Here is a 19,614-nt window from a genome sequence, read left to right as displayed (position 1 = left end):
AAAAATGAGATAATAATGGATCGATTAGAAGCAATGTCCATGCTGATAAAAGTTTTAGAGGCAGGCAGTTTCTCTAAGGCAAGCAAGCAACTAAACGTACCTTTACCCACTTTGAGCAGGAAGATATCTGAACTAGAGAGTCAACTTGGGGTGCGTTTGATACATCGGACGACCCGGAAATTGTCATTCACTGAATCTGGCCTTAGCTATATCACCGCTTGCAGAAGGATCCTTGAACAAGTAGAAGACGCTGAAAGTGATTTAAAGGGGGAGTATTTAGAGCCTAGAGGCGATTTGGTTATTACCGCCCCGGTGATGTTTGGTCGTTTATATGTTTTACCAATAGTGACTGAGTTTTTATCCTTGTATGCCAATATTAATGTGCAGTTACTGCTAGCAGATGGAAATGTGAACCTATTTGAAGATGAGGTTGATATGGCTATTCGCATTGGTAAACTGCCGGATAGTTCGATGATTGCCACCCCAGTAGGTAAAATGCGAATTGTTACTTGTGTTAATCCTAGTCTGTTAGCACAGCATCCTGCACTAGAATCACCTAAAGGGTTAACTCACTTTCCCTGCGTCACCTTAAAAACCAATATGACAATTCCTCATTGGAGTTTTCGGTTCTCTCATTCTGATCCCCCTGTGAGTGTTAATGTGGCTTCTCGATTGACGGTTACCGATAGCGAATCTGCTGTACATGCGGCGATTAATAAAGTAGGGGCAACTCAGCAACTCCATTATCAAGTCAAGCGGGGAGTAGACGCTGGCAGTCTTAAAATTGTTTTACCTGAATTCGAACCAGAACCTTTGCCTGTGCATCTGCTTCATAAAACCAGAAAGTATATGCCACAAAAAATGAAAAGCTTTCTCGATTTTGCCGCACCTAAATTAAAAGCTCGAGTGGCAGCTTTAAATGATTAAACAATTTATGCGCGGCCAAGTAGTTTTTGACCCTTGGCTTAGTGTTTTGTTATCGATTTAAGCGCTCTATTCGGTTCAATCTGCCTAGTGCGGTTTTAGCTTTGATATAACCCCTTGTTGCCGAGTTTTGATACCAGCTTTTGGCTACATCGAGGTCTTTATTGACACCTTTCCCGGTTTCATACAGTACTCCTAGTTGATACTGGGGAATGGCGTCGCCTTGCTCAGCGGCCATTAGCCACCATTTTGCCGCCAACTCATAATTTTGTTCGATGCCGGTTCCCGAAGAGTACGCATTTCCCAAGTTATGCTGAGCAAGCACGTTACCTAGCAAGGCCGCACGTCGATACCATATTACTGCTTGTTGGGGATCTTTGTGTTTTCCAAGTCCTTCTGCATAAGCCGTTCCCATCAAAAAGGTTGCTTCTGGTACTTGCTGCTCTGCTAATTCCTCAACCTGAGCGATGACACCTTTAGCAATTTCAATTGCCTTATCTTTGTCTGCTGGATATCCCATTCTGCCTGTTGAATGTACTCTTGCTATCCACATCACTGCGAGGGGATCTTTGGTTAAAGCCGCGGTTTCAAGCAATGTTTTAGCTTTAGGATCATCCACTTTTCCCGTTTCACCGGTATACCACCTAATTGACTCTTCTAGGTTTGTATCAATCTTATAACTGTCTTTTGCATAACTGTGAAAAGACGCGGGGGCAAAAAGTACTGTGAGCAAGCAAAAGGATCGCAAAATTGATAGTAGATAATAATTTTTCATTTTTGGGTTACAACCTGGGTTTTAAGTTTTAATCATTAATTTGGTTTGGAAAAGTTGATATCAACTTAGATAGTGGCCAATTGTAGGTTTGTTACCCGAACAATCTATTTTTAGATTACAAGCTAATCAAACTCGATTCAATGAACTTTTAAAAATGAAATTGCTATTACAAACAGATGTTTAGAATGGAAAAAAGGGGGGAGGTTTTAGGCTGTATTGACAAACTATTAAGCACCCTCTTTAGTTGAACCGCGTAGCTCAACCAAAGAGGGCAAGTGTTTTTAGTTTAGAAAGATGCTTTAACTGCAAGTCTTGCAGTAGCACCATCACCGATAGTGACGTTATTAGTGCCACCACCTGCTAGATAGTCTTCATCTAAAAGGTTTTCAATGTTCAAACGAAAATCGACGTTTTTACCCATTAAATGAGTGCGGTAAGTTGCACCTACATCAACACGAGCATAACCATCTTTGCTTACAGTATTGGCATTGTCGGCAAAACGTTCACCTTGATAGAAAACACCGGCATTAAGAGCGAGTTTTTCATTCACTTCATAACGAGACCAAATTGAAGCAGACCATTTTGGAGCATCGGCAGGAGTGTTGCCTTGAAAAGTTTCGTCAACTTCATATTCAGCATGTAAATACATTGCAGAAGTCATTACAAACCACTTATCGGTAACCGCACCTTGGGCTGATATTTCAAAACCTTTATGTGTTTGCAAACCAGACTGAGTAGTCACAGTTTCATAATCTGGGTCGTCATTCAATTGCTCAGAAATTAGAGTACCCGATTTCTCAATATTGAAAACAGCGGTATTGATTAACAAACGGTCTGATACTTCCCACTTAGCGCCAATCTCAATTTGCTTAGAGGTAGTTGCATCAATTTCCATACCGAAGTTTCTATCTAACTCATTTTCAATAGTTTCACTTGATTGAGGCTCAAAACCTTCTGAATAGTTAACATAGATAGTACTGTTTTCAGCTGGGTGATAAAGCACACCAACTTTAGGTAATAATGACTCGTTATCAGCGCCATCACGGTTTTGCTTGTCGAAACGACCACCAATGGCTACTTGCCAGTGGTCATTGAATGTCATTAAGTCTTGGAAATAAACCCCATAATAATCGTATTCAGTAAGACTAAGGGTTTCATCTCTGTGATAGTCAAGATCCGGAACTGAGGGTTCAATTTCACCCGGAGTATAGGTAATGGTATCGCCTCGTTCTATTAATTGACCGTAGTAATAATCTAAGCCGTTAGCACCAAATAATAGGTTATGCTCAACACCACCGATGTTGACTTCACCGTTTAAATCGATAAATGCCGTTTTAAACTGCCAGTCATCGAAACGATCGTAAGGATTTGAGTTATAACTATCACCAGCTTGGTAACCTGAGGGGAAACTCGGTGATGATTCAAAGCGTTGGCGTTCAAAGGTTTGCTCGTTATAACCAAGTTTCACTTCCCATTCAGGGTTGATGAAATAGGTTAATTTAGCGCCAATATTTTCTACTGTGATATCAGTAAATGCCCACGAAAAGTCATTAATTGTGTGCTTTTCGCTAACTACTTCGCCATTGCTATCAAGCCATGCGCCAGTGTCTAAACCGGCTTTATCATTGGTACGATCATAATGTACGTTTAAGATAAAGTTGTCGCTGAACTGATGCTCAAGGACAAGAGAACCTAAGAAACGGTCGCGTTCACGGGTTTCACCATTTTGATAATCGCGATCAAAATTTACGTCTTGTTTAACAATAACGGCACGGTAGTTAGTATTTGCCATGATTTCGCCACCCGCATCAAGCATAAATCGGGTAGAACCATGTTGATCGGTATCTGCTGTTACTTCTAGAAGACGTGATTTAGTTGGCTGTTTAGTGACCATGTTGATAAGGCCGCCTGGTGCAGATTGTCCGTATAAAATACTTGAAGGACCTTTGATTACTTCCACACGGGATAAGGTTTCAATTGGTTGTTGATAGTGAGACCAGTGCTGATGTCCGTCGCGCAGATAACCAGTAGATGAACTTAATTCAAACCCTCTAGAGCTGAATACTTCACGGTTACGTTGTTTAGTACCTGGAGATAAACTTGCGTCGTTGTTAAGTACTTCACCCAAAGTAGTAGCTAACTGCTCATTAATTATAGTGTCTGGAATGACCGTCACTGCTTGCGCGGTTTCCAATAGTGGGATGTTACTACGCATAGCACCAGAGGCATCCTGCACTTGGTAGTCGTTAAAGTAAGTACCATTTACGCTAATGACTTCAAGATCGTTTTCACTACTGCTCGAGTCCGGTGTTTGAGCTGCACTTGATAGTGACATTAGGCCTAAGCTAACGCCAATGAAAATCTGGTTTAATTGCATGAAAAGTCCTGAAAAAAATAGTTTAACTAAATTGTGTGGAAGAGGATGTTAACACAAACGCGAATGATATCAATTCCTATTTGTGGGCTGATAGTGAATATAATGGAACAAATCGACATAAAAATTGTCGTTAAAAATTAATTTCGACAGTCTCTTGATTGAACAGTGCCTTGATTGAACAGTGCCTTGATTGGACAGTGCTTTGATTGAACGGTGCCTTGATTGATGAGGGCTCTTTAATTGGGTTTTGGATTCAGTGCCAGTGGTTAAAGAATTATGAACTGCTATTAATGGGCATTAGGTTAAATTTCAAATTGCCATTGTCGCTTTTTCTTTGAGTCATAGTTTCAACAATGGCAACAACTGGAGAGCTAGTATTGCTTATTTTATGTGTAATACATTATTAACTGAATCACTACCATCACCACTAACAAAGGTAATATCCAGCGACTCATTTTAGACATTTGTTGCGAAGATAATCTAAAATTAGAACGTTCAAGTAGTGGAATTACAACCAACAGGCTAATAAATAAAACACCTAGCAATATTAATACAGTCATTTTTACTCCTTTATTTATTAGCCTTACTTACTACCCTTGGCGGGTGTTATAAGTGTTCGTGGGTTAACCACTGGAATGCAAAACACATAAAATCTACATCATCATAGATATGTGGGGAAGGGCGGCGAATTCAACCTAAATAATCTGTTGAGGTTCGTTCCAACTCTATTTCCAAGTAAAACACTAGTGGAATAATTAGGAATAGCGTAATTTGCTTTTTTTTGTATCACGCATAGGCGATACTTGCGCCAACATATTGTTAGGCATAGCAAAAAATTCATGTTGAAACGTAGTATTTGGCAATTGATTACCGTATCAGTAATCATTGCGGTAATAATAATTGGCTCATCTATTTACACTCTCTACAGTAAAAAACATATCGATATTGATCCTAAACTCCATGAGATTTCAGGTATTGAGATAGATAAAAGAGGGCGTTTATGGGCCATAAATGATAGTGGAGATGACCCGAAGCTCTACCAAATTACTGCGGACGGCTCTATTGCCAAAGAGATCTTAGTAACCAATGCCAAGAACATTGATTGGGAAGATATGACCCAAAATAGTTTTGGTCATTTTTTTCTGGGGGATTTTGGCAATAACGATAATTCCCGTAGATGGCTGACTATCTACAAGATAGAAAACCCCATTGATATAAAGGGAAACACTACAGAAGCGGAAATCATCAAGTTTACCTATCCTGAATTAGACGACACACCTGTAACGCCGGATAAAAGAAACTACGATTTAGAAGCATTTGTGGAGTTTGATCGGCATTTATATTTATTTACTAAGAATAGAACAGAACCTTTCGATGGTATTACCAATGTTTATAAAGTGGGTGATCATGCGGCCAATTTTGATGCTGAACTAATTGGCTCTTTTAAAACTTGTACAACTATGGGGAAACTATGTTGGATAACATCTGCCGCATTAAGCCCCAACAGAAAACAATTAGCCTTATTGGATTCAACCAGTATTTGGCTATTCGAGAACTATCAAGACGATAAGTTTTTTTCAGGGGATATATCACGCATCGATTTAGGTATTGTCACCCAAAAAGAAGCGATTACTTTCTTAGATGATAATACTGTTGTATTCACTGATGAGTCTTTTCGCGGAGTTGGCGGCAATGCTTATGTACTGAAACTGGACGAAGTACCTAGAACTGCAATTCGCCAGGCGATTAAAAAAGTTAACCCCGAAGACAACAACTAGCTTGGTTAGGGGGGGAATCCCAATCAAGCTAGCTAATTGGTTAGACCTCGCCTTGAAAAGCCTCAACCCCATCGAAAACGGTTAACTGGTTTTAAAGAAACCGACCTCTTTATTGAGTTTTTCTGCAAGTCTATCCAAAGCAATGGTTGCAGCGTCGTTTTGCTCTAATGAGTACACTGTTTTTTTGTTAATTTCATCAATTTGTGCCATGACTCCATTTATTGTGCCTATTACATCCACCTGATCTGAAGCGGTATCAGCAACAATGGTCGCGTTACTAAATGAATTATTCGCGTTCTCTTCAATTTCCTGCAATAAATTCATTGCATTGTGTGTTTTTGACTGCCCATCTTCGACTTTCGGTAAGGTATTTTGCATCACCGATACTGCAGTGGAGGTTTCTCTTTGCACTTCTTCAATAGTTGATTGTATTTCACTAGTGGCTTCGCCTGTTCGTAACGCTAACTGTCTTACTTCGTCGGCAACCACCGCAAAGCCTCGGCCTGATTCACCCGCACGAGCGGCTTCTATTGCTGCATTTAGGGCAAGCAAGTTAGTTTGGTCAGAAATGCCATTAATCACATTGGTAATTCCACCGATTTGGTTAGTTAGCGCTTCTAACTTACTAATTTGATCTACCGCTTGAGAAACTGTGGTCGCCACATTTTGCATGGCCTCTACGCTCAATGACATGGAGTCTATGCCATTGTTAGCGCGCTCCACCATCTTCTTGGCGTTCACTTTGTTATTGGAGGCAGTTTCAGAAACCACCAAGATATTTTCTTTAATGTCGCTTAATTGGGTGCGAGTGCTAACGGTTAACTGATCTTGTTCTTGAGCAAGTAAGACGATTTCCTTTGAGCCTTTTGTGACCACTGTTGACTGTTCTTTTAAGTCATGTGAAGCCCCGGCTATCTCAAGTACTATCTTGCGTAGACGTTCTTGCATCTTCGCCATAGTGGCTAACATACTAAACTCATGTTTAGTGTTGAATGATTGCACCAAATTGCCCTGAGCTATTTCTGAAAGAGACGCTGCAGCAATGGCAGGTTCAGCGCCAAGTGAGGCTTTAACACTATTGGCAATGATATAGGCAACTAGAATCGCCAGTCCTAATGCACTTAAGGTAAGAACTAACATTGTGGTTTTAAAGGAGGAGGCATTTTCTAAAATCTCTTGAGTCGCGGAGATGTTTTTTGCTTCTTGTAAATCAATAAACTCGTTGATACTTGCCAGCCACTGAACAAAAAGTTGGCTACCGCCATTCTTCAGCAATGTTAAACCGTCAGCATTTGTTCGCTCTGTTTTAGCGTTTATAATACTCTGAATTACTCTTTCAGTTTGCTCCTGCAGAGTATCAATTTGTTGCAATATTGCATTTTCTTTGCCACTAAAAACCGTTCCAGAGGCTCGCATTGTTTGCATTTTTTGGTCGGATGAACGATAAAATTCAGCTAGCTTTTCAATATCATCTATAAGGACTTTGACCAAGTCGGTATTGTCAGCTGTGGCCAGATCGCGAATCGCGATGGCTCGGTCATGGACGCTGCCGCGATAGTTAATTGCATACCTTTGTTTAGCCACATTGACGTTGGTCATGGTGGTGAGGGTGCTACCGATCATATTCACTCGGTATATGCCAACCATTGTGAGAATTACCATCAGTAAAATAACAACGCTAAAGCCAATAAGTAGACGGTTATTGATACTAAATTTATTAAATATATCCATTATCTTTCCAGTTTTAAAAAGGCGATTTGAATCATCCAAAAATCTTAATTTTGACGTTTATTTTGCATCTTTTTGCGCCATACTGCTTGAGTACATTGATACACAAAAAGGGACAATATAGGTAAGGATTACCTTAAACCAAACGACTTCTGCTTCTCCAAAAAATGCCTCTCCTTGGTTTATTAGCGTAAGTATTGTTCCAACCACGATACTAATTAGAATTGCTGTCTTAAATTGCTTTGCTGTAGACATCGTGATGACCTTAAAAACCCAGTGAAAAATTTATTTTTAATTCGAAAAGTGAATGTATTACAAACCATAAACTCAGTCTTCAAGAACGCGAATTAAAAGCTTGAAAGCGGTGATTTTCTAAACAACTTTTTCACTTATTTTGTTCCCATGTAAATCAGAAATAAGTTTGTATTTTGTTAGAAATCTTACTCGACTAGTTAAGAACAATGTAATTGAATAAAACTTTCACCGGATTAGCTTTTCAATCATCATTTTTAAATTCCAAGCCCAAAAATTTTCGCTTGATAAAGGTTCATTGTAGTTCAAATCAACGGTTAATCTATTAGACTAAAGCAGTGTATGTATGCTCGGGCGGGCTTTACTCATACGCTTACAGGAGGTGATATTTAGGTTGAACCTATCTTCAAGACAAGGGTCACAGACATACTTGCTTAAATTCTCTTTTTGGAAATCCATTTATGTCCTACCGCTATAGTGTTTTGATTGTATTTTTATTAATTGGTTTGTCAGCGTGCGCTGGCAGGCATAAGGGAGAACAGGAAGAGCAACAACAATTTATTACTGAAATACATTCCGATGGTTCGAAACGCTTTATTGTCGCAATAGTTTATCAGCAGGATAAACCAAGCGGCGGCCGCGGCGAAGGAAAGCGTGAAGGTAAAAAAGGCGGAGGTGGTGGACGATCACGACAAGGTCAATCAGGACGCGGACGGCCGGATGCTGATCAAGATTCTTCTCAAGTGAGTTCAGTACAGCGTAATGAAGGTGGCTCGGATGAAGAAAAACGTCAACAGATAATGGATTTGTTAGAACTGAAACTGACCGAGACCGGTTATTGTCGACACGGTTATATTGAATTAGATTATTCGCAGATGCGCAATAAAACTGAATTAGTCGGTGAGTGCCAAGAAAGTGCTTCTGAAGAAGATAAACAGCGTTGGGATTAGTCATTTCAGTTAAATAACTGGGTGTCGCGATTTTTTTAATGCCCTTGCATGCTAAGTTGCTATTCTTAACTCTACAAAAGATGATTTATGAAACTGCAATTAACCATGTCTTGGAGGCATTATGAAGTATTTCTTAATAACCCTAGTTTTAATTTTTAGTAGTGCTGCCAATGCAGAAGATTACAGTATTGATAGTGACAGCGTTTTAGTTACTGTGATCCTAAAACACCAACAAGACAAAAGTTTGTCAGAGCTACAAGCTATCCAAGATAAAAACGAATTTTGGCAATCGTTTCCTCCCGAAGGTATGAAAATTGAATCTTGGTATGTGGCAATGGGGTTAGGGCAGGTGATCACGTTACGTGTTTCTCCCAAAGATCTGCGAACTTTGAATTTAGCGGTAGAAAAATCTGCTTGGGGATCTTTCACAACTGAGTTTTACCCCACTTACGAGTTTCAGGAAATTGCCAAAAAGATTAAAGCTAGCAAATCTAAATAGGTTAGGCACTTGGATGTGAGCTGGGTAGCAAAGTGAGTTTTAAATCGATAAAGCAGATAACCTAAGAAAATTTACCTAGCATAGAATATAACTTTTCTTGTTCTATGGGTTTGGAGATATATTCGTTCATTCCACAAGCTAGGCACTTTTCACGTTCGTCAGACATGGCATTAGCCGTTAATGCAATGATAGGAATTGAGTTAACCGGAGCTGGCAGTTGTCGAATATGCTGGGTGGTTTCATAGCCATCCATATTGGGCATCTGACAATCCATTAAAATCAAAGAATAATCGCGACCGAATTTTATCCCGTGCTTGAGTATGGAAAGGGCTTCAATTCCATCTTTCACAATATCAAATTTAATCTTTTGTTGTTTTAGCATTTCACTAATTACGACTTGATTAATTTCGTTATCTTCGACAATTAATACCCGCAAATGATCAAGGCTAATCTGCGCCGGTTTAACTTCAGCAGCATCTACGGCTTGTTCTGCATTCTCAACAATTCCAACATTAATGCTAGCGTTAAATTTGCTTCCTATATGCGGTGCACTTTCAACACTAACATCACCTCCCATTAACTGACATAACTTCCGAGTAATAGAAAGTCCTAAACCAGTACCTCCAAATTTTCGAGTGGTTGAAGCATCTGCTTGATTGAACGGAGAAAACAGGTTCTGCAATTGAACTTTATCAATACCTACTCCTGAATCCTCTACTGTAATAGAGAGCTGAGCTTGGTTATTATTTTGCATTGAGAGTTGGCTAGATATGGTTACATTTCCTTGAGGAGTAAACTTTATGGCATTGGAAAGTAGGTTGGAACAGATTTGGCGCAATCGCGTCGGATCAGAAATCACAAAGATATTATCCGTTGATTGGAAGTTTTTAACCAGCTTGATGGGTTTATCTTGAACCTTTGGGTTGAAGATATCGACACAATTATTAAGCAATTGGTTGAGGTCTATGGTCACTTTTTCAAGAGATAATTTATCTGAATCTATCTTAGTGAAATCTAAAATGTCACTGATGATCCCAAGCAATGAAGTCGCACTATCTTTGGCCAAGCCAATAAATCGCATTTGCTCTTGATTTAGGGGGCTACTTTCGAGTATTTGTAGCATTCCTAGTACACCGTTAATTGGTGTGCGAATTTCGTGACTCATATTAGCTAGAAATAAACTACGAGCTTCTAGTGCGAGGGAAAGTTCTTTATGCCTACTTTCCAATTGAATTCTATTTTTTACTTGCACAGTGATGTCTTGGAAAGCACCCATTATCCTAACGCACTCTCCATGATATAGCTCAGCCTTACCTTTGACAGTTACCCATTTGGCATTGCCTTTAAAAGTAACAATTTCAAATTCTCCTGAAAAAATCCCTCCATTTTCAATCACCTTTGTGATCAGTGATGTAATCCTCTGTTTATTTTCACCAGACTTGTAGAAATCTAACCCAGACTCGAGGGTGGGTTCGTAGCTTTGTTCTACTTCATGGATTCTTTTTGTGACCTCAGACCAATAAAGCTTATTTTCGACTAAATCAAACTCCCATGCTCCAACATCTGCTACTTGGCCCATTTGCTCTAAAATGTTTTGTTGGCGAGCCATGGCTGCTTGCTGCTTTTGCAGTAATTCTATTTTTTCAAGACGAGCAATTTCATTGCCGACCCAATGGGATAGCAATTCTATAAAGTCATGTTCGTCCTGACTAAATGGCTTTGAGCGTGGAGCACTGGCGGAAAAATTAATGGTACCAAAACGTTTGCCTTCAACGATTAAGGGGGCACCTATATAACTTTCCAGGCCGAAGTTTTGGTAACATGGATGTTGGGCAATGCGACTTTTACCTGCATGGTAAAAGGATAAAGCCTGATCGGTTTCTAAGGTGTGTAAACAGTAGGTTTCTGCTACATTGAAAGTGGTGTCAGGCAATAAGGAATCATCTGGGGAAATAGCAAATTTAACAGTGTAGATATCGTTGTCTATTTCACTAATGATGCCTAATTCTAATTGGAAGTAATCAGCACCTAATCTCAATAAAGAAATCATTTTTTCAGAATCTGATAATGTGTTATCAGAGGTGATTTGATACAGCTTATTTAGATTATACACCGCAACTTTTACCCTTCTTAATTTAAACCGGAACTAGGTTCAAATTGAGTGTTTTACTTCGTGAGTCAGGGGTCTTTATTTACCCGAGAGGCCACACATTACCCTTTTAGGAAATGAATTTACAATTTAATTTAGTTTTTACGGATTTTACCCAACTTAGGATCAGCCTTATTCCATTTAATTTTAAATTCTGCGGGGGAAGATCCTATGAAACACCTGAAGGCTTGAGTCATCTTAGTTAACATTAATGACTCTGAGCCCACAGATTTTTTTGAATTTGCGGCTTGGTTGGTGGATTAGATCTAGGTGGACGAAAGAGTGATTCGCTTTTCAACTATGATAGGCATATCTCGACGTACAGCAGAGATGCGAACTCGAACTTTTTTGGCGTCACCGGAAAGAGCTTGGTATTTAACCGATTGGTTGCCTTGGATACGAGTCAGGTACATAGTGCTATTTCCTAACAATTTTACCCCTTTGCTACTCACCACTTCTGCTTTTACATTATGATAATCAGGGTGAATGTAATAGCTAATAGTAAAAGCACCTTCTTTGGCTGAGGCATTTTCATCAGTGGACAAGCTTACCTTCAAAGGAGCGCCCTCTGGTGGTCTAAAATGTTGCAGCATCACTGGATGTAATTCAGGTAATAATGGCGGAAACAAAGGAATTTTACTTGTCCCGTAGTCATGATACTGACAGCTAAAGCTGTATGCTGAGAACAATACGCAACAATACCCAAGAAAAAGAGTTAATTTTTTCATTTTAATGCCTAATTTGTCAGTTGAATGTGAGATTCGTAAAAACGTTAAAACTGGCTTTCGTGTCGATTTCAGCACGGAAAAATCAGGAGCAACTCAGCGTTTTTAAATGGAATTTTTGACAGAAAAATAAACTCGATTGCCAAAATGAACGACTATCAAACTAGCAAAATAATCCTGTCACGGTCAAGTTTTATCGATGAAAAAGCGAACAGCAGCGTTCAAAGTGCCAATTGGTCGCAATAGATAAACCAACGACCGCAAATAACCAACTAACCATGATCTATTCTTTCTTAGACCTCTGTTATTATGATATAACGTTGTTAGACTTTGAGTTGAAAATTTGTACTAACTAAATTGAAGAGTGGGAATAAAGTTGAACAGAAAAATTACTTTGAGTCGTCATTATAGCTGTGGATTCATTTTACTACTTTTGCTTGCCTTTACATCAACCCAAGCAGCGAGTAACCCAAGTTATGATGAAATAGAATGGATTGAATTAATGCCCAAGAGTGATCTTGATGCTTTGCTCGATCCTCCCGACTTTCTCGTTGAAATCAAAGATGGTAGTGACCTCGATTCTGTAGAAGCGTTGTCGGGTATGAAACAGAAGAGTGAAAATGCCGAGCGATTTGAGCAAGCATTGACTTCAACTCGAGTTATCCAAAGTTTCGATAAAAAACAGGTAAGAATTCCTGGTTTTATTGTGCCCCTTAGTTCCGATGAACAGCATCGTGTAGTGGAGTTTTTTATTGTTCCATATTTTGGCGCTTGTTTGCACATGCCTCCACCGCCTCCTAATCAAATTATTTACGGCACCTTTAAAGAAGGAATTAAAGTTTCTCAACTTGATGTGGCGTTTTGGTTTGAAGGGACGATTAATATTGAAACCAATAGCAATGATACCGGAACATCGGCTTATGCCATGACGTTGGATAGTATTGAAGGGTATGAATATTAATTTAGTTGCAGAAATGCGGTTATATTACCCTTGTTGCTGTTAGTGACTCAGTCAGCGAATTACCCTTGTTGCTGTTAGTGACTCAGTCTGCGAAAAGACAGTTTTGAACACGTCAATATCTGCAAAGTTTAAATTACTGCTCATCTTATTGGTCTGCGTAGGTTTAGGGCTTGTTGTTGGGCGGCTGGGCACAGACATATGGTCATCCACTAAAAATGCGCTTTTTTCTGGGTCCCAGGAGTATTTTAGCTCTAACGAATTATTGCTAGAAAAGTATCAAGAAGCCAATGTGACAGCATTGGATTGGCAGTCGCTTTTGCCATCAAATGAATTAGATGTGATTACCAAATACCAAGGTGTTAAACCACAAGATAGTGCTGATATGAGTTCACAAATCTTGCGATCAATTGAGGCTGCTACTGACCCAGAATACAAGGCGGCTTTGCAATCAACAAATGTTGTTGGAGCTTATCAAGATCAAATAGTTGCCATCTCAGGCTTTATTGTTCCTATTGATTTTTACCCGGATAAAACGGTTAAGAATATGTTTTTAGTACCCTATTTTGGTGCCTGTTTGCATTTCCCTCCACCGCCGCCCAATCAAATCATATTTGCAACTTTAGAGGCTGGTTTCAAAAGCTTGGAGCTAAACCAAGCTTATACCTTAACTGGAGAGATAAAATTGGGATTGTTTGAAGATCCCATGGGAACGTCTGCATACCGACTAGATGTTGTTTCCATTGCCGCGTTTAATGGCCAACCTGATGACGTGCGACGCCACTAAGGTGTTTAATTAAGAAAATCTAGGGTCAGTAACAAACGATTTTGCTTGGCTTCGTAAGCTGGGGAACGGTGTACTACACCCGCTAAATCATTGCCCATCCATGTTTCTCCTTTGAGCAGAGCCACATCACCGGTATTCATGCTTTTGATGTCAGTTCGCTGGGCATATAATCCTGAAACGCCATCTTCTAAGCCTTTACTGCCATGGCCCAGTTTATCTCGGTTTACTTTGTCATGCTCAAGCCATTGGGTTCCTTTTCCTGCAAAGGTAGTCACTAGGCGACAGGGAACGTGATCCACATGAAAACGCGGACACATGGGGGCATCGAGTATGCGTAACCGAAAACCGACTTCATCCAGTTCAAATAGGGTGCAAAATATATCTACCAATTCCGCCGTATAATCAATGAAAGCATCCCCTGCGTTGTGCAGAGTTAGGGCATCACGAATATCCTCGTTAATTGTTTTAGCGTGGATAAAAGCCGATTTGTTTAATGACGAAGTGGTTTCCAGCAGGTTTTCAACATCAGCTATTACTGCAGCGGATAGTTGACGTTGCCAGATAGCAATATTGACATTTTGTTCGTAAATTCGAGTCAATACGTTGATATCATCTGAACACACTGAGTGGCGAATCAGATCATCACTCACATCCTTAGTTAATGCTGTAGCTGCTTGCATGGAAACCTCACTTAATCTGATTTAGAAGCACTATTTGTAGGCTTTCAAATTCGTTTAACTAACGGCTTGGTAAGCTTGATAGCCAGACTTGCGTTGTCTTAAATTTTGAACATGTCCAAAACCAACCAATGCAGCACCGACTACGGAGGCTATCACCTCTCCAGTTTCACCAAAAACATCATGTCCAAGTACACCGACTAGGACTAAAATTGCTATTCCTACCAAGGCTGTAACGAGAACAGGCAAGCTACGTTGGTGCACATAGCCAAAAGTAATGGCAAAAATACTGATAGGAACAACCGCATAAAGTAGCCATATATGAAAATGTTCGTCATCAAAAATCGCAAGACTGGTTAAGGTCGGCAATAAAAACAGAATGACTGGTGATAGTAGACAGTGAATAACACATAAAGTGGATAAGGTAATGGCTGAACGATCAGCAAGGGAAAGTAGTTTGTTATTAATCATTTTGATTCCTAGTTAATTTTTTAATTGGCGTGGTTGTCACAGGCTACTTCTAAGAAAAATATAAACACTAAATTTACCCTTAAGCATCGCCAGTATTGCTAATTCAAAGTTGCGATCTTTATCTGCATGTTGGTGGTTAAGGCCACCTCAATTGGCGCTGATTCGCGTTTATCATAGTTGAGCCTTGTCCAGCTTGGGTGCTCCATTGAACTTCTAAATTTTGCAAGTTATTGCTGGGGTTTAAGATCGGAAACGAAACCTGAGATACATCATCAGCGCATTCGATCAGATATAGAATGTCTATGTCATTGTGTTCATGAGAATCAGCATGTTCGTGATCATCTTCACCTTCATGGTCATCTTTATGCTGATGACCGTGTTCTTCTTCATGCTCGCTTTCACCCAACTCAAAGGCCGTATGGGTGTCGTTACGCTGAGTGCATTGTGAATCAAATTTAATTAGGTTTTCGAAGTGCTTTTGTTTCTCTTCAAATTGCTCAAGCAACTGCTGTTGTTGTTGATTTTCGGGACGATGTTCAAAACCGAGTATGTCCGAAGCGGGCAGGATAAATTGCACTTGCCATAAGTCATCTTCTTGAACGATAAATACCGATCCCTGACCATGGATATGTTGTTGAGATTGCACAGCCGTACTCCAACCAACGAAGATCAGTGCACCTAATACGGATAATTTCATTTTTACCCCATCTCAATTACTTATAGTTAATTTGACCATTTTTGAAATCTTCCATTGTCTTTTCACATGAAGATATCACTCACATGGGGCGATAATATAACATTACTTTTTGAATTGATATAGTATAACATATCTCCATCTTGCAGATGATTGATAGTTATTTAATTTCAGTGGCTTTTTTAATTGTTTTCAAAACACCTTAAAAGCGGCCTAGAATGGGAGAAACTTAGCTATTAAGAATTTGTCATATGTCTGCATAGAAGCATATTTATATTGACGAATAATAACACTGCAAAAATGCTGCAGACATTTGTTGGTTGGAATAAACACCAGCTAGAGTAATGCCAACTCATATATTTAGAATAGGAATTTTTATGGTTACCCGGAGACAGTTTAATCGAGGTTTTATCGCGGTTGCATTTAGTGGTCTTGCTACCCATTTACAAGGCGGCGAATTAACCCGTTTTTTATCGAATGTTTCTTCTGCCGCTGGCAATTTATCTGCTGGCCCAGGAGCTTTGGGCAATTTAGTTGCAGATCCCAATGGCATTATTGATTTATTACCAGGGTTTAGTTATCAGCAGATTTCGCATCTCGGCGACTTAATGAACGATGGATTAACTGTACCTGACCGAGCGGACGGTATGGGCTGCTTTGAGTTCGATGACGAAAGGGTTGTATTGGTACGTAATCATGAACTGACACCTTTAAGAAAACCAGCAGAGCTGGCGGATGAAAGCCTTGATACCTCAACCGTATATGACACTGATGCGGCGGGTAATCCACTGCCTGGTGGAACCAGTAATATTGTTTATAACCTAAAAACCGAAAAAGTCGAATACCAGTTTATGTCGTTACTTGGCACCATTCGTAATTGTTCTGGTGGTATTACGCCTTGGGGAAGTTGGTTAACCTGCGAAGAGTCAGTTGCAACTCCATCAGATAGTATTAAAAAAGACCATGGTTACGTATTTGAAGTGCCTTCTAAAACAATGGAATTGGTTAAACCAGAACCTATAAAGGCGATGGGACGATTTAATCATGAAGCCGCTTGTGTTGATCCAGCTAGTGGAATTGTTTATCTCACAGAAGATCGCTCAGACAGCCTGTTTTATCGGTATATTCCTAAAATCAAAGGTGATTTAAAAGCCGGCGGACAGCTTCAGGCGTTGGTCATTAAAGGTAAACCCAAATTTGATACGCGCAATTGGCAAGCGCCACAAATGCAGATGAATCAAGAGTACGGTTGCGAATGGATAGATCTCGATGACGTGGAAAGCCCGAAGGACGATTTACGTTTAAGAGGGTTTGAACAAGGTGCTGCGTTGTTTGCTCGGGGTGAGGGAATACATTTTGGAGAAGGAGAAATGTATTTTTGCTGCACTAGCGGGGGAGCTGCCAAACTGGGACAAATTATGCGTTACCGTCCTTCTTCTGAAATGAAAGAGCAGGCAGGCACTTTGAGTTTGTTTGTGGAAAGTCCAAATAAAGCGACCTTTAATTTTGGTGACAATTTAGCAGTAGCACCAAGCGGACATTTAATCGTATGTGAAGATCAGTACTCCGACACTGTAAATAACCACCTAAAAGGGGTGAGCCCTCAAGGTCAAGTTTACGACTTCGCTAAAGTTCGTTGGCAAACCGAGCCAGCTGGCGCATGTTTTTCGGCAGATGGTTCAGTGCTGTTTGTAAATCTGTATTCTCCCACGGTGACTTTAGCAATACGGGGTCCTTGGGAATCACTCTATGCATAAGGTTAAAAATGTCCCTACAAACATTATAACCGGAGCTCTGGGAGTGGGGAAAACAACACTGATTCAATCTTTGTTGAAACATAAACCTGAAGATGAAAGGTGGGCGGTATTAGTCAATGAGTTTGGTGAAGTTGGTGTGGATGGTGCGCTGTTAGGCGGCCCAGAAAAAACCGGCGTTTATATTCGAGAAGTCCCTGGAGGTTGCATGTGTTGTACCTCCGGGTTACCCATGAGAATGACCTTGAACCTGTTGCTGGCACATGCCAAGCCCCACCGTTTGCTTATTGAACCTACGGGTCTTGGTCACCCTAAAGAAGTGTTAGCTACACTCACCTCTGAAGATTATCGCGGGGTATTAGATGTGCATGCTACCTTTGGCCTAATCGATGCCCGTAAACTTGAGGATCCTCGTTGGCGAGAACATAAAACCTTCCAAGAGCAATTACAAACAGCCGATTATATAGTAGCGACTAAGTCTGATCTTTATGCTGCTGATTCAGAATCTACAATGCTCAGTTATTTATCGCAAATTGGTGTGTCTGACACCCCAGTTATCATTGCAGATAAAGGTAAAATTGATCCCAGTTTATTGTCGAATAAATCCCAGCATGTTGAAAATATCTTTGTGCATCAACATGATCACCCTGCACATTCTATTTTAAATCCAGCGATTGAAACACCTGAAGAAGGCTCAATTAAAGTGGAAAATAGCGGCGAAGGGTACTTCTCTTGTGGATGGATTTGCGCTCCTTCAACCACCTTTGACCATCAACATATCGTTAATACTTTAAGTGGTGTAGAAGTTGAACGTTTAAAAGCAGTTTTTATAACTGATGTAGGTGTTTTAGGCTGTAACTTTAGTGATGGCGTTTTACGCTTAACCAATATCGAGAACGCCCAAGATTCAAGGGTTGAATTTCTTACTCAAGATGAAGTGTTAGCTCAGCAAACTTGCCAAATGTTAGAGGCATCTTTGGGGTTAACCTCAACCTCTTCTAGCACGGGCAGTTAGTGCCCTGCTTCTAAAGGTTTTGGGTAATTCACTCTATTTGTGATTTCGACGTTTCCAGTGCGTGCGGTGTAAGGCGCTTACTTCTGCGCTGCAACTGGTAATTTCGAATATGGGCAAAGGCGATAATACTCGAACCAATCACCGTCATAACCACTTCCCCCACGCTGCCCAAAAGATCGTGCCCTATAAGTGCAGTGACGATTAACAATGTTAGTCCAAATGATGCCAGTAAAAATACTTTGCGGCTGCGATGATGAAAATACCCCATGACCAAGGCAATAGCGCTAATTGGCACCACTGCAAATAATAGCCAGCGGTGGAATAGGGTGTCGTTTATTGATAGCAAACCAGATAATGGAGGCATAAGAATAAGTAAAATAGGAAATAGCAAACAATGCACTACACATAGCAGAGATAACCCTACTGCAGTTTTGTCGCCTATTTCTTGAATTTTACCCATTCGGTTCTCCGGAAGAATGACTTTTTTTCGTTTCTGAAACACAGGTTTCACAGGTGCTATTTAACTCAATTTGTGAGCCTGTGGTTAAAAAACCATGTTTCTGAGTGAGTTGAGACAGCGTTTTAATCATATCATTCCCCAACTCTACTTTTTTTACGCACTGACAAGACTTACAGATTAAAAATAAAGGAGGATGGTGTTTCCAAGGACCAAATGTAGGTGCACAAATAATGTATTTATTAATAGAGTGTAGACGATGAACCAAATTAGCGGCTTCTAAAAACTCCAAAATTCGATATACCGACATGGGAGTAATTGGTGAACCAATAATAGCATTGTAGTGTTCAGTAAGTTCATAAGCTGAAACCGGTGTTTTAAGTTTGAATAACACTTCCAATACATGTTGACGCTTTTCAGTTAAGCGACTTCCTGTTTCTTCGCAAATTAGTCGTGCTACTGATATCAAACTTTTCGTTTCATTAGACTTCATAGTCTTTACCTTACAAATGATAGGGTTTCACCACACCTTGTAAAAATCATTGATTTTTATGAAGTTTTTCATTGATGATAATAAGTACAGATTCATCTTTTGCTCATGCCCGTTACGTTGGTTTTTACTTTATTAGGATTGTTTTTAATTT

The 19,614-nt window shown here is 40.0% G+C and carries 20 protein-coding genes; 8 read left to right on the top strand and 12 right to left on the bottom strand.

What is annotated here, in order from left to right; genetic code table 11:
* Positions 1-15: 15 nt before the first annotated feature.
* Positions 16-927 carry a LysR family transcriptional regulator gene (locus tag ABJV04_RS05820; RefSeq protein WP_348490365.1) on the top strand — a complete coding sequence of 304 codons (912 nt, stop codon included), beginning with the start codon at positions 16-18 and terminating at the stop codon, positions 925-927.
* A 49-nt stretch (positions 928-976) separates the two neighbouring features.
* Here the strand turns inward: ABJV04_RS05820 and ABJV04_RS05815 are convergent, their stop codons facing one another.
* The 3 genes from ABJV04_RS05815 to ABJV04_RS05805 form a co-directional block, all read right to left on the bottom strand.
* Positions 977-1,699 carry a tetratricopeptide repeat protein gene (locus tag ABJV04_RS05815; RefSeq protein WP_348490364.1) on the bottom strand — a complete coding sequence of 241 codons (723 nt, stop codon included), beginning with the start codon at positions 1,697-1,699 and terminating at the stop codon, positions 977-979.
* Between the two features lie 286 nt (positions 1,700-1,985).
* The gene (locus tag ABJV04_RS05810; RefSeq protein WP_348490363.1) at positions 1,986-4,076 is read right to left on the bottom strand and encodes a TonB-dependent receptor; all 2,091 of its coding nucleotides are present in this window, start codon (positions 4,074-4,076) and stop codon (positions 1,986-1,988) included.
* Between the two features lie 386 nt (positions 4,077-4,462).
* Positions 4,463-4,636, bottom strand: a complete 174-nt coding sequence (locus tag ABJV04_RS05805; RefSeq protein WP_348490362.1) for a hypothetical protein — start codon at positions 4,634-4,636, stop codon at positions 4,463-4,465.
* A gap of 279 nt (positions 4,637-4,915) precedes the next feature.
* On the opposite strand from ABJV04_RS05805, the gene ABJV04_RS05800 reads away from it, so the two are divergent.
* Entirely contained in the window at positions 4,916-5,854 is a 939-nt protein-coding gene (locus ABJV04_RS05800; RefSeq protein WP_348490361.1) for a hypothetical protein, read from the top strand.
* Between the two features lie 81 nt (positions 5,855-5,935).
* Here the strand turns inward: ABJV04_RS05800 and ABJV04_RS05795 are convergent, their stop codons facing one another.
* Positions 5,936-7,585: a methyl-accepting chemotaxis protein gene (locus tag ABJV04_RS05795; protein ID WP_348490360.1), complete on the bottom strand. Its 1,650-nt coding sequence runs from the start codon at positions 7,583-7,585 to the stop codon at positions 5,936-5,938.
* Between the two features lie 57 nt (positions 7,586-7,642).
* Positions 7,643-7,837, bottom strand: a complete 195-nt coding sequence (gene nrtS / locus ABJV04_RS05790; RefSeq protein ID WP_348490359.1) for a nitrate/nitrite transporter NrtS — start codon at positions 7,835-7,837, stop codon at positions 7,643-7,645.
* Positions 7,838-8,295: 458 nt separating this feature from the next.
* Between nrtS and ABJV04_RS05785 the strand changes: the two genes are divergently transcribed.
* Both ABJV04_RS05785 and ABJV04_RS05780 read left to right on the top strand, forming a co-directional pair.
* Positions 8,296-8,784: a hypothetical protein gene (locus ABJV04_RS05785; protein ID WP_348490358.1), complete on the top strand. Its 489-nt coding sequence runs from the start codon at positions 8,296-8,298 to the stop codon at positions 8,782-8,784.
* A 121-nt stretch (positions 8,785-8,905) separates the two neighbouring features.
* Positions 8,906-9,283, top strand: coding sequence for a hypothetical protein (locus tag ABJV04_RS05780; protein ID WP_348490357.1), 378 nt, complete (start codon positions 8,906-8,908; stop codon positions 9,281-9,283).
* A gap of 61 nt (positions 9,284-9,344) precedes the next feature.
* Here ABJV04_RS05780 and ABJV04_RS05775 read toward each other — a convergent pair whose 3' ends face one another.
* On the bottom strand, positions 9,345-11,396 hold the full coding sequence (locus ABJV04_RS05775) for an ATP-binding protein (RefSeq protein ID WP_348490356.1): 2,052 nt from the start codon (positions 11,394-11,396) through the stop codon (positions 9,345-9,347).
* Between the two features lie 302 nt (positions 11,397-11,698).
* Positions 11,699-12,160 carry a hypothetical protein gene (locus ABJV04_RS05770; protein WP_348490355.1) on the bottom strand — a complete coding sequence of 154 codons (462 nt, stop codon included), beginning with the start codon at positions 12,158-12,160 and terminating at the stop codon, positions 11,699-11,701.
* 373 nt (positions 12,161-12,533) lie between these two features.
* Here ABJV04_RS05770 and ABJV04_RS05765 point away from each other — a divergent pair, with 373 nt between their 5' ends.
* Together ABJV04_RS05765 and ABJV04_RS05760 are read left to right on the top strand one after the other, a co-directional pair.
* Positions 12,534-13,118, top strand: coding sequence for a DUF3299 domain-containing protein (locus ABJV04_RS05765; RefSeq protein ID WP_348490354.1), 585 nt, complete (start codon positions 12,534-12,536; stop codon positions 13,116-13,118).
* A 103-nt stretch (positions 13,119-13,221) separates the two neighbouring features.
* Complete coding sequence (locus ABJV04_RS05760; RefSeq protein ID WP_348490353.1) at positions 13,222-13,902, top strand: DUF3299 domain-containing protein; 681 nt, start codon at positions 13,222-13,224, stop codon at positions 13,900-13,902.
* A gap of 5 nt (positions 13,903-13,907) precedes the next feature.
* Here ABJV04_RS05760 and ABJV04_RS05755 read toward each other — a convergent pair whose 3' ends face one another.
* The 3 genes from ABJV04_RS05755 to ABJV04_RS05745 all read right to left on the bottom strand — a co-directional run bounded on the left by ABJV04_RS05755 (position 13,908) and on the right by ABJV04_RS05745 (position 15,747).
* Positions 13,908-14,582: a DUF1826 domain-containing protein gene (locus ABJV04_RS05755; RefSeq protein ID WP_348490352.1), complete on the bottom strand. Its 675-nt coding sequence runs from the start codon at positions 14,580-14,582 to the stop codon at positions 13,908-13,910.
* 54 nt (positions 14,583-14,636) lie between these two features.
* Positions 14,637-15,050 (bottom strand): MerC domain-containing protein, encoded by a 414-nt coding sequence (locus ABJV04_RS05750; protein WP_348490351.1) that lies wholly within the window; start codon positions 15,048-15,050, stop codon positions 14,637-14,639.
* 136 nt (positions 15,051-15,186) lie between these two features.
* Complete coding sequence (locus ABJV04_RS05745) at positions 15,187-15,747, bottom strand: DUF2796 domain-containing protein (RefSeq protein WP_348490350.1); 561 nt, start codon at positions 15,745-15,747, stop codon at positions 15,187-15,189.
* Positions 15,748-16,121: 374 nt separating this feature from the next.
* Between ABJV04_RS05745 and ABJV04_RS05740 the strand changes: the two genes are divergently transcribed.
* A complete protein-coding gene (locus ABJV04_RS05740; protein ID WP_348490349.1) occupies positions 16,122-17,501 on the top strand; it encodes an alkaline phosphatase PhoX in 1,380 nt (459 codons plus the stop codon).
* Positions 17,494-18,513, top strand: a complete 1,020-nt coding sequence (locus ABJV04_RS05735; RefSeq protein WP_348490348.1) for a GTP-binding protein — start codon at positions 17,494-17,496, stop codon at positions 18,511-18,513. Before ABJV04_RS05740 ends, ABJV04_RS05735 begins: the two co-directional genes overlap by 8 nt.
* Before the next feature lie 28 nt (positions 18,514-18,541).
* Here the strand turns inward: ABJV04_RS05735 and ABJV04_RS05730 are convergent, their stop codons facing one another.
* Both ABJV04_RS05730 and ABJV04_RS05725 read right to left on the bottom strand, forming a co-directional pair.
* Complete coding sequence (locus tag ABJV04_RS05730; protein ID WP_348490347.1) at positions 18,542-18,973, bottom strand: MerC domain-containing protein; 432 nt, start codon at positions 18,971-18,973, stop codon at positions 18,542-18,544.
* Positions 18,966-19,463, bottom strand: coding sequence for a transcriptional repressor (locus ABJV04_RS05725; RefSeq protein WP_348490346.1), 498 nt, complete (start codon positions 19,461-19,463; stop codon positions 18,966-18,968). Before ABJV04_RS05725 ends, ABJV04_RS05730 begins: the two co-directional genes overlap by 8 nt.
* Positions 19,464-19,614 lie beyond the last annotated feature (151 nt).

It is taken from the genome of Aliiglaciecola sp., assembly GCF_039982535.1.
GTDB lineage: Bacteria > Pseudomonadota > Gammaproteobacteria > Enterobacterales > Alteromonadaceae > Aliiglaciecola.
The sequence above is the reverse complement of the archived record's forward strand: the minus strand, read 5'-3'. Positions and strand labels throughout refer to the sequence as shown.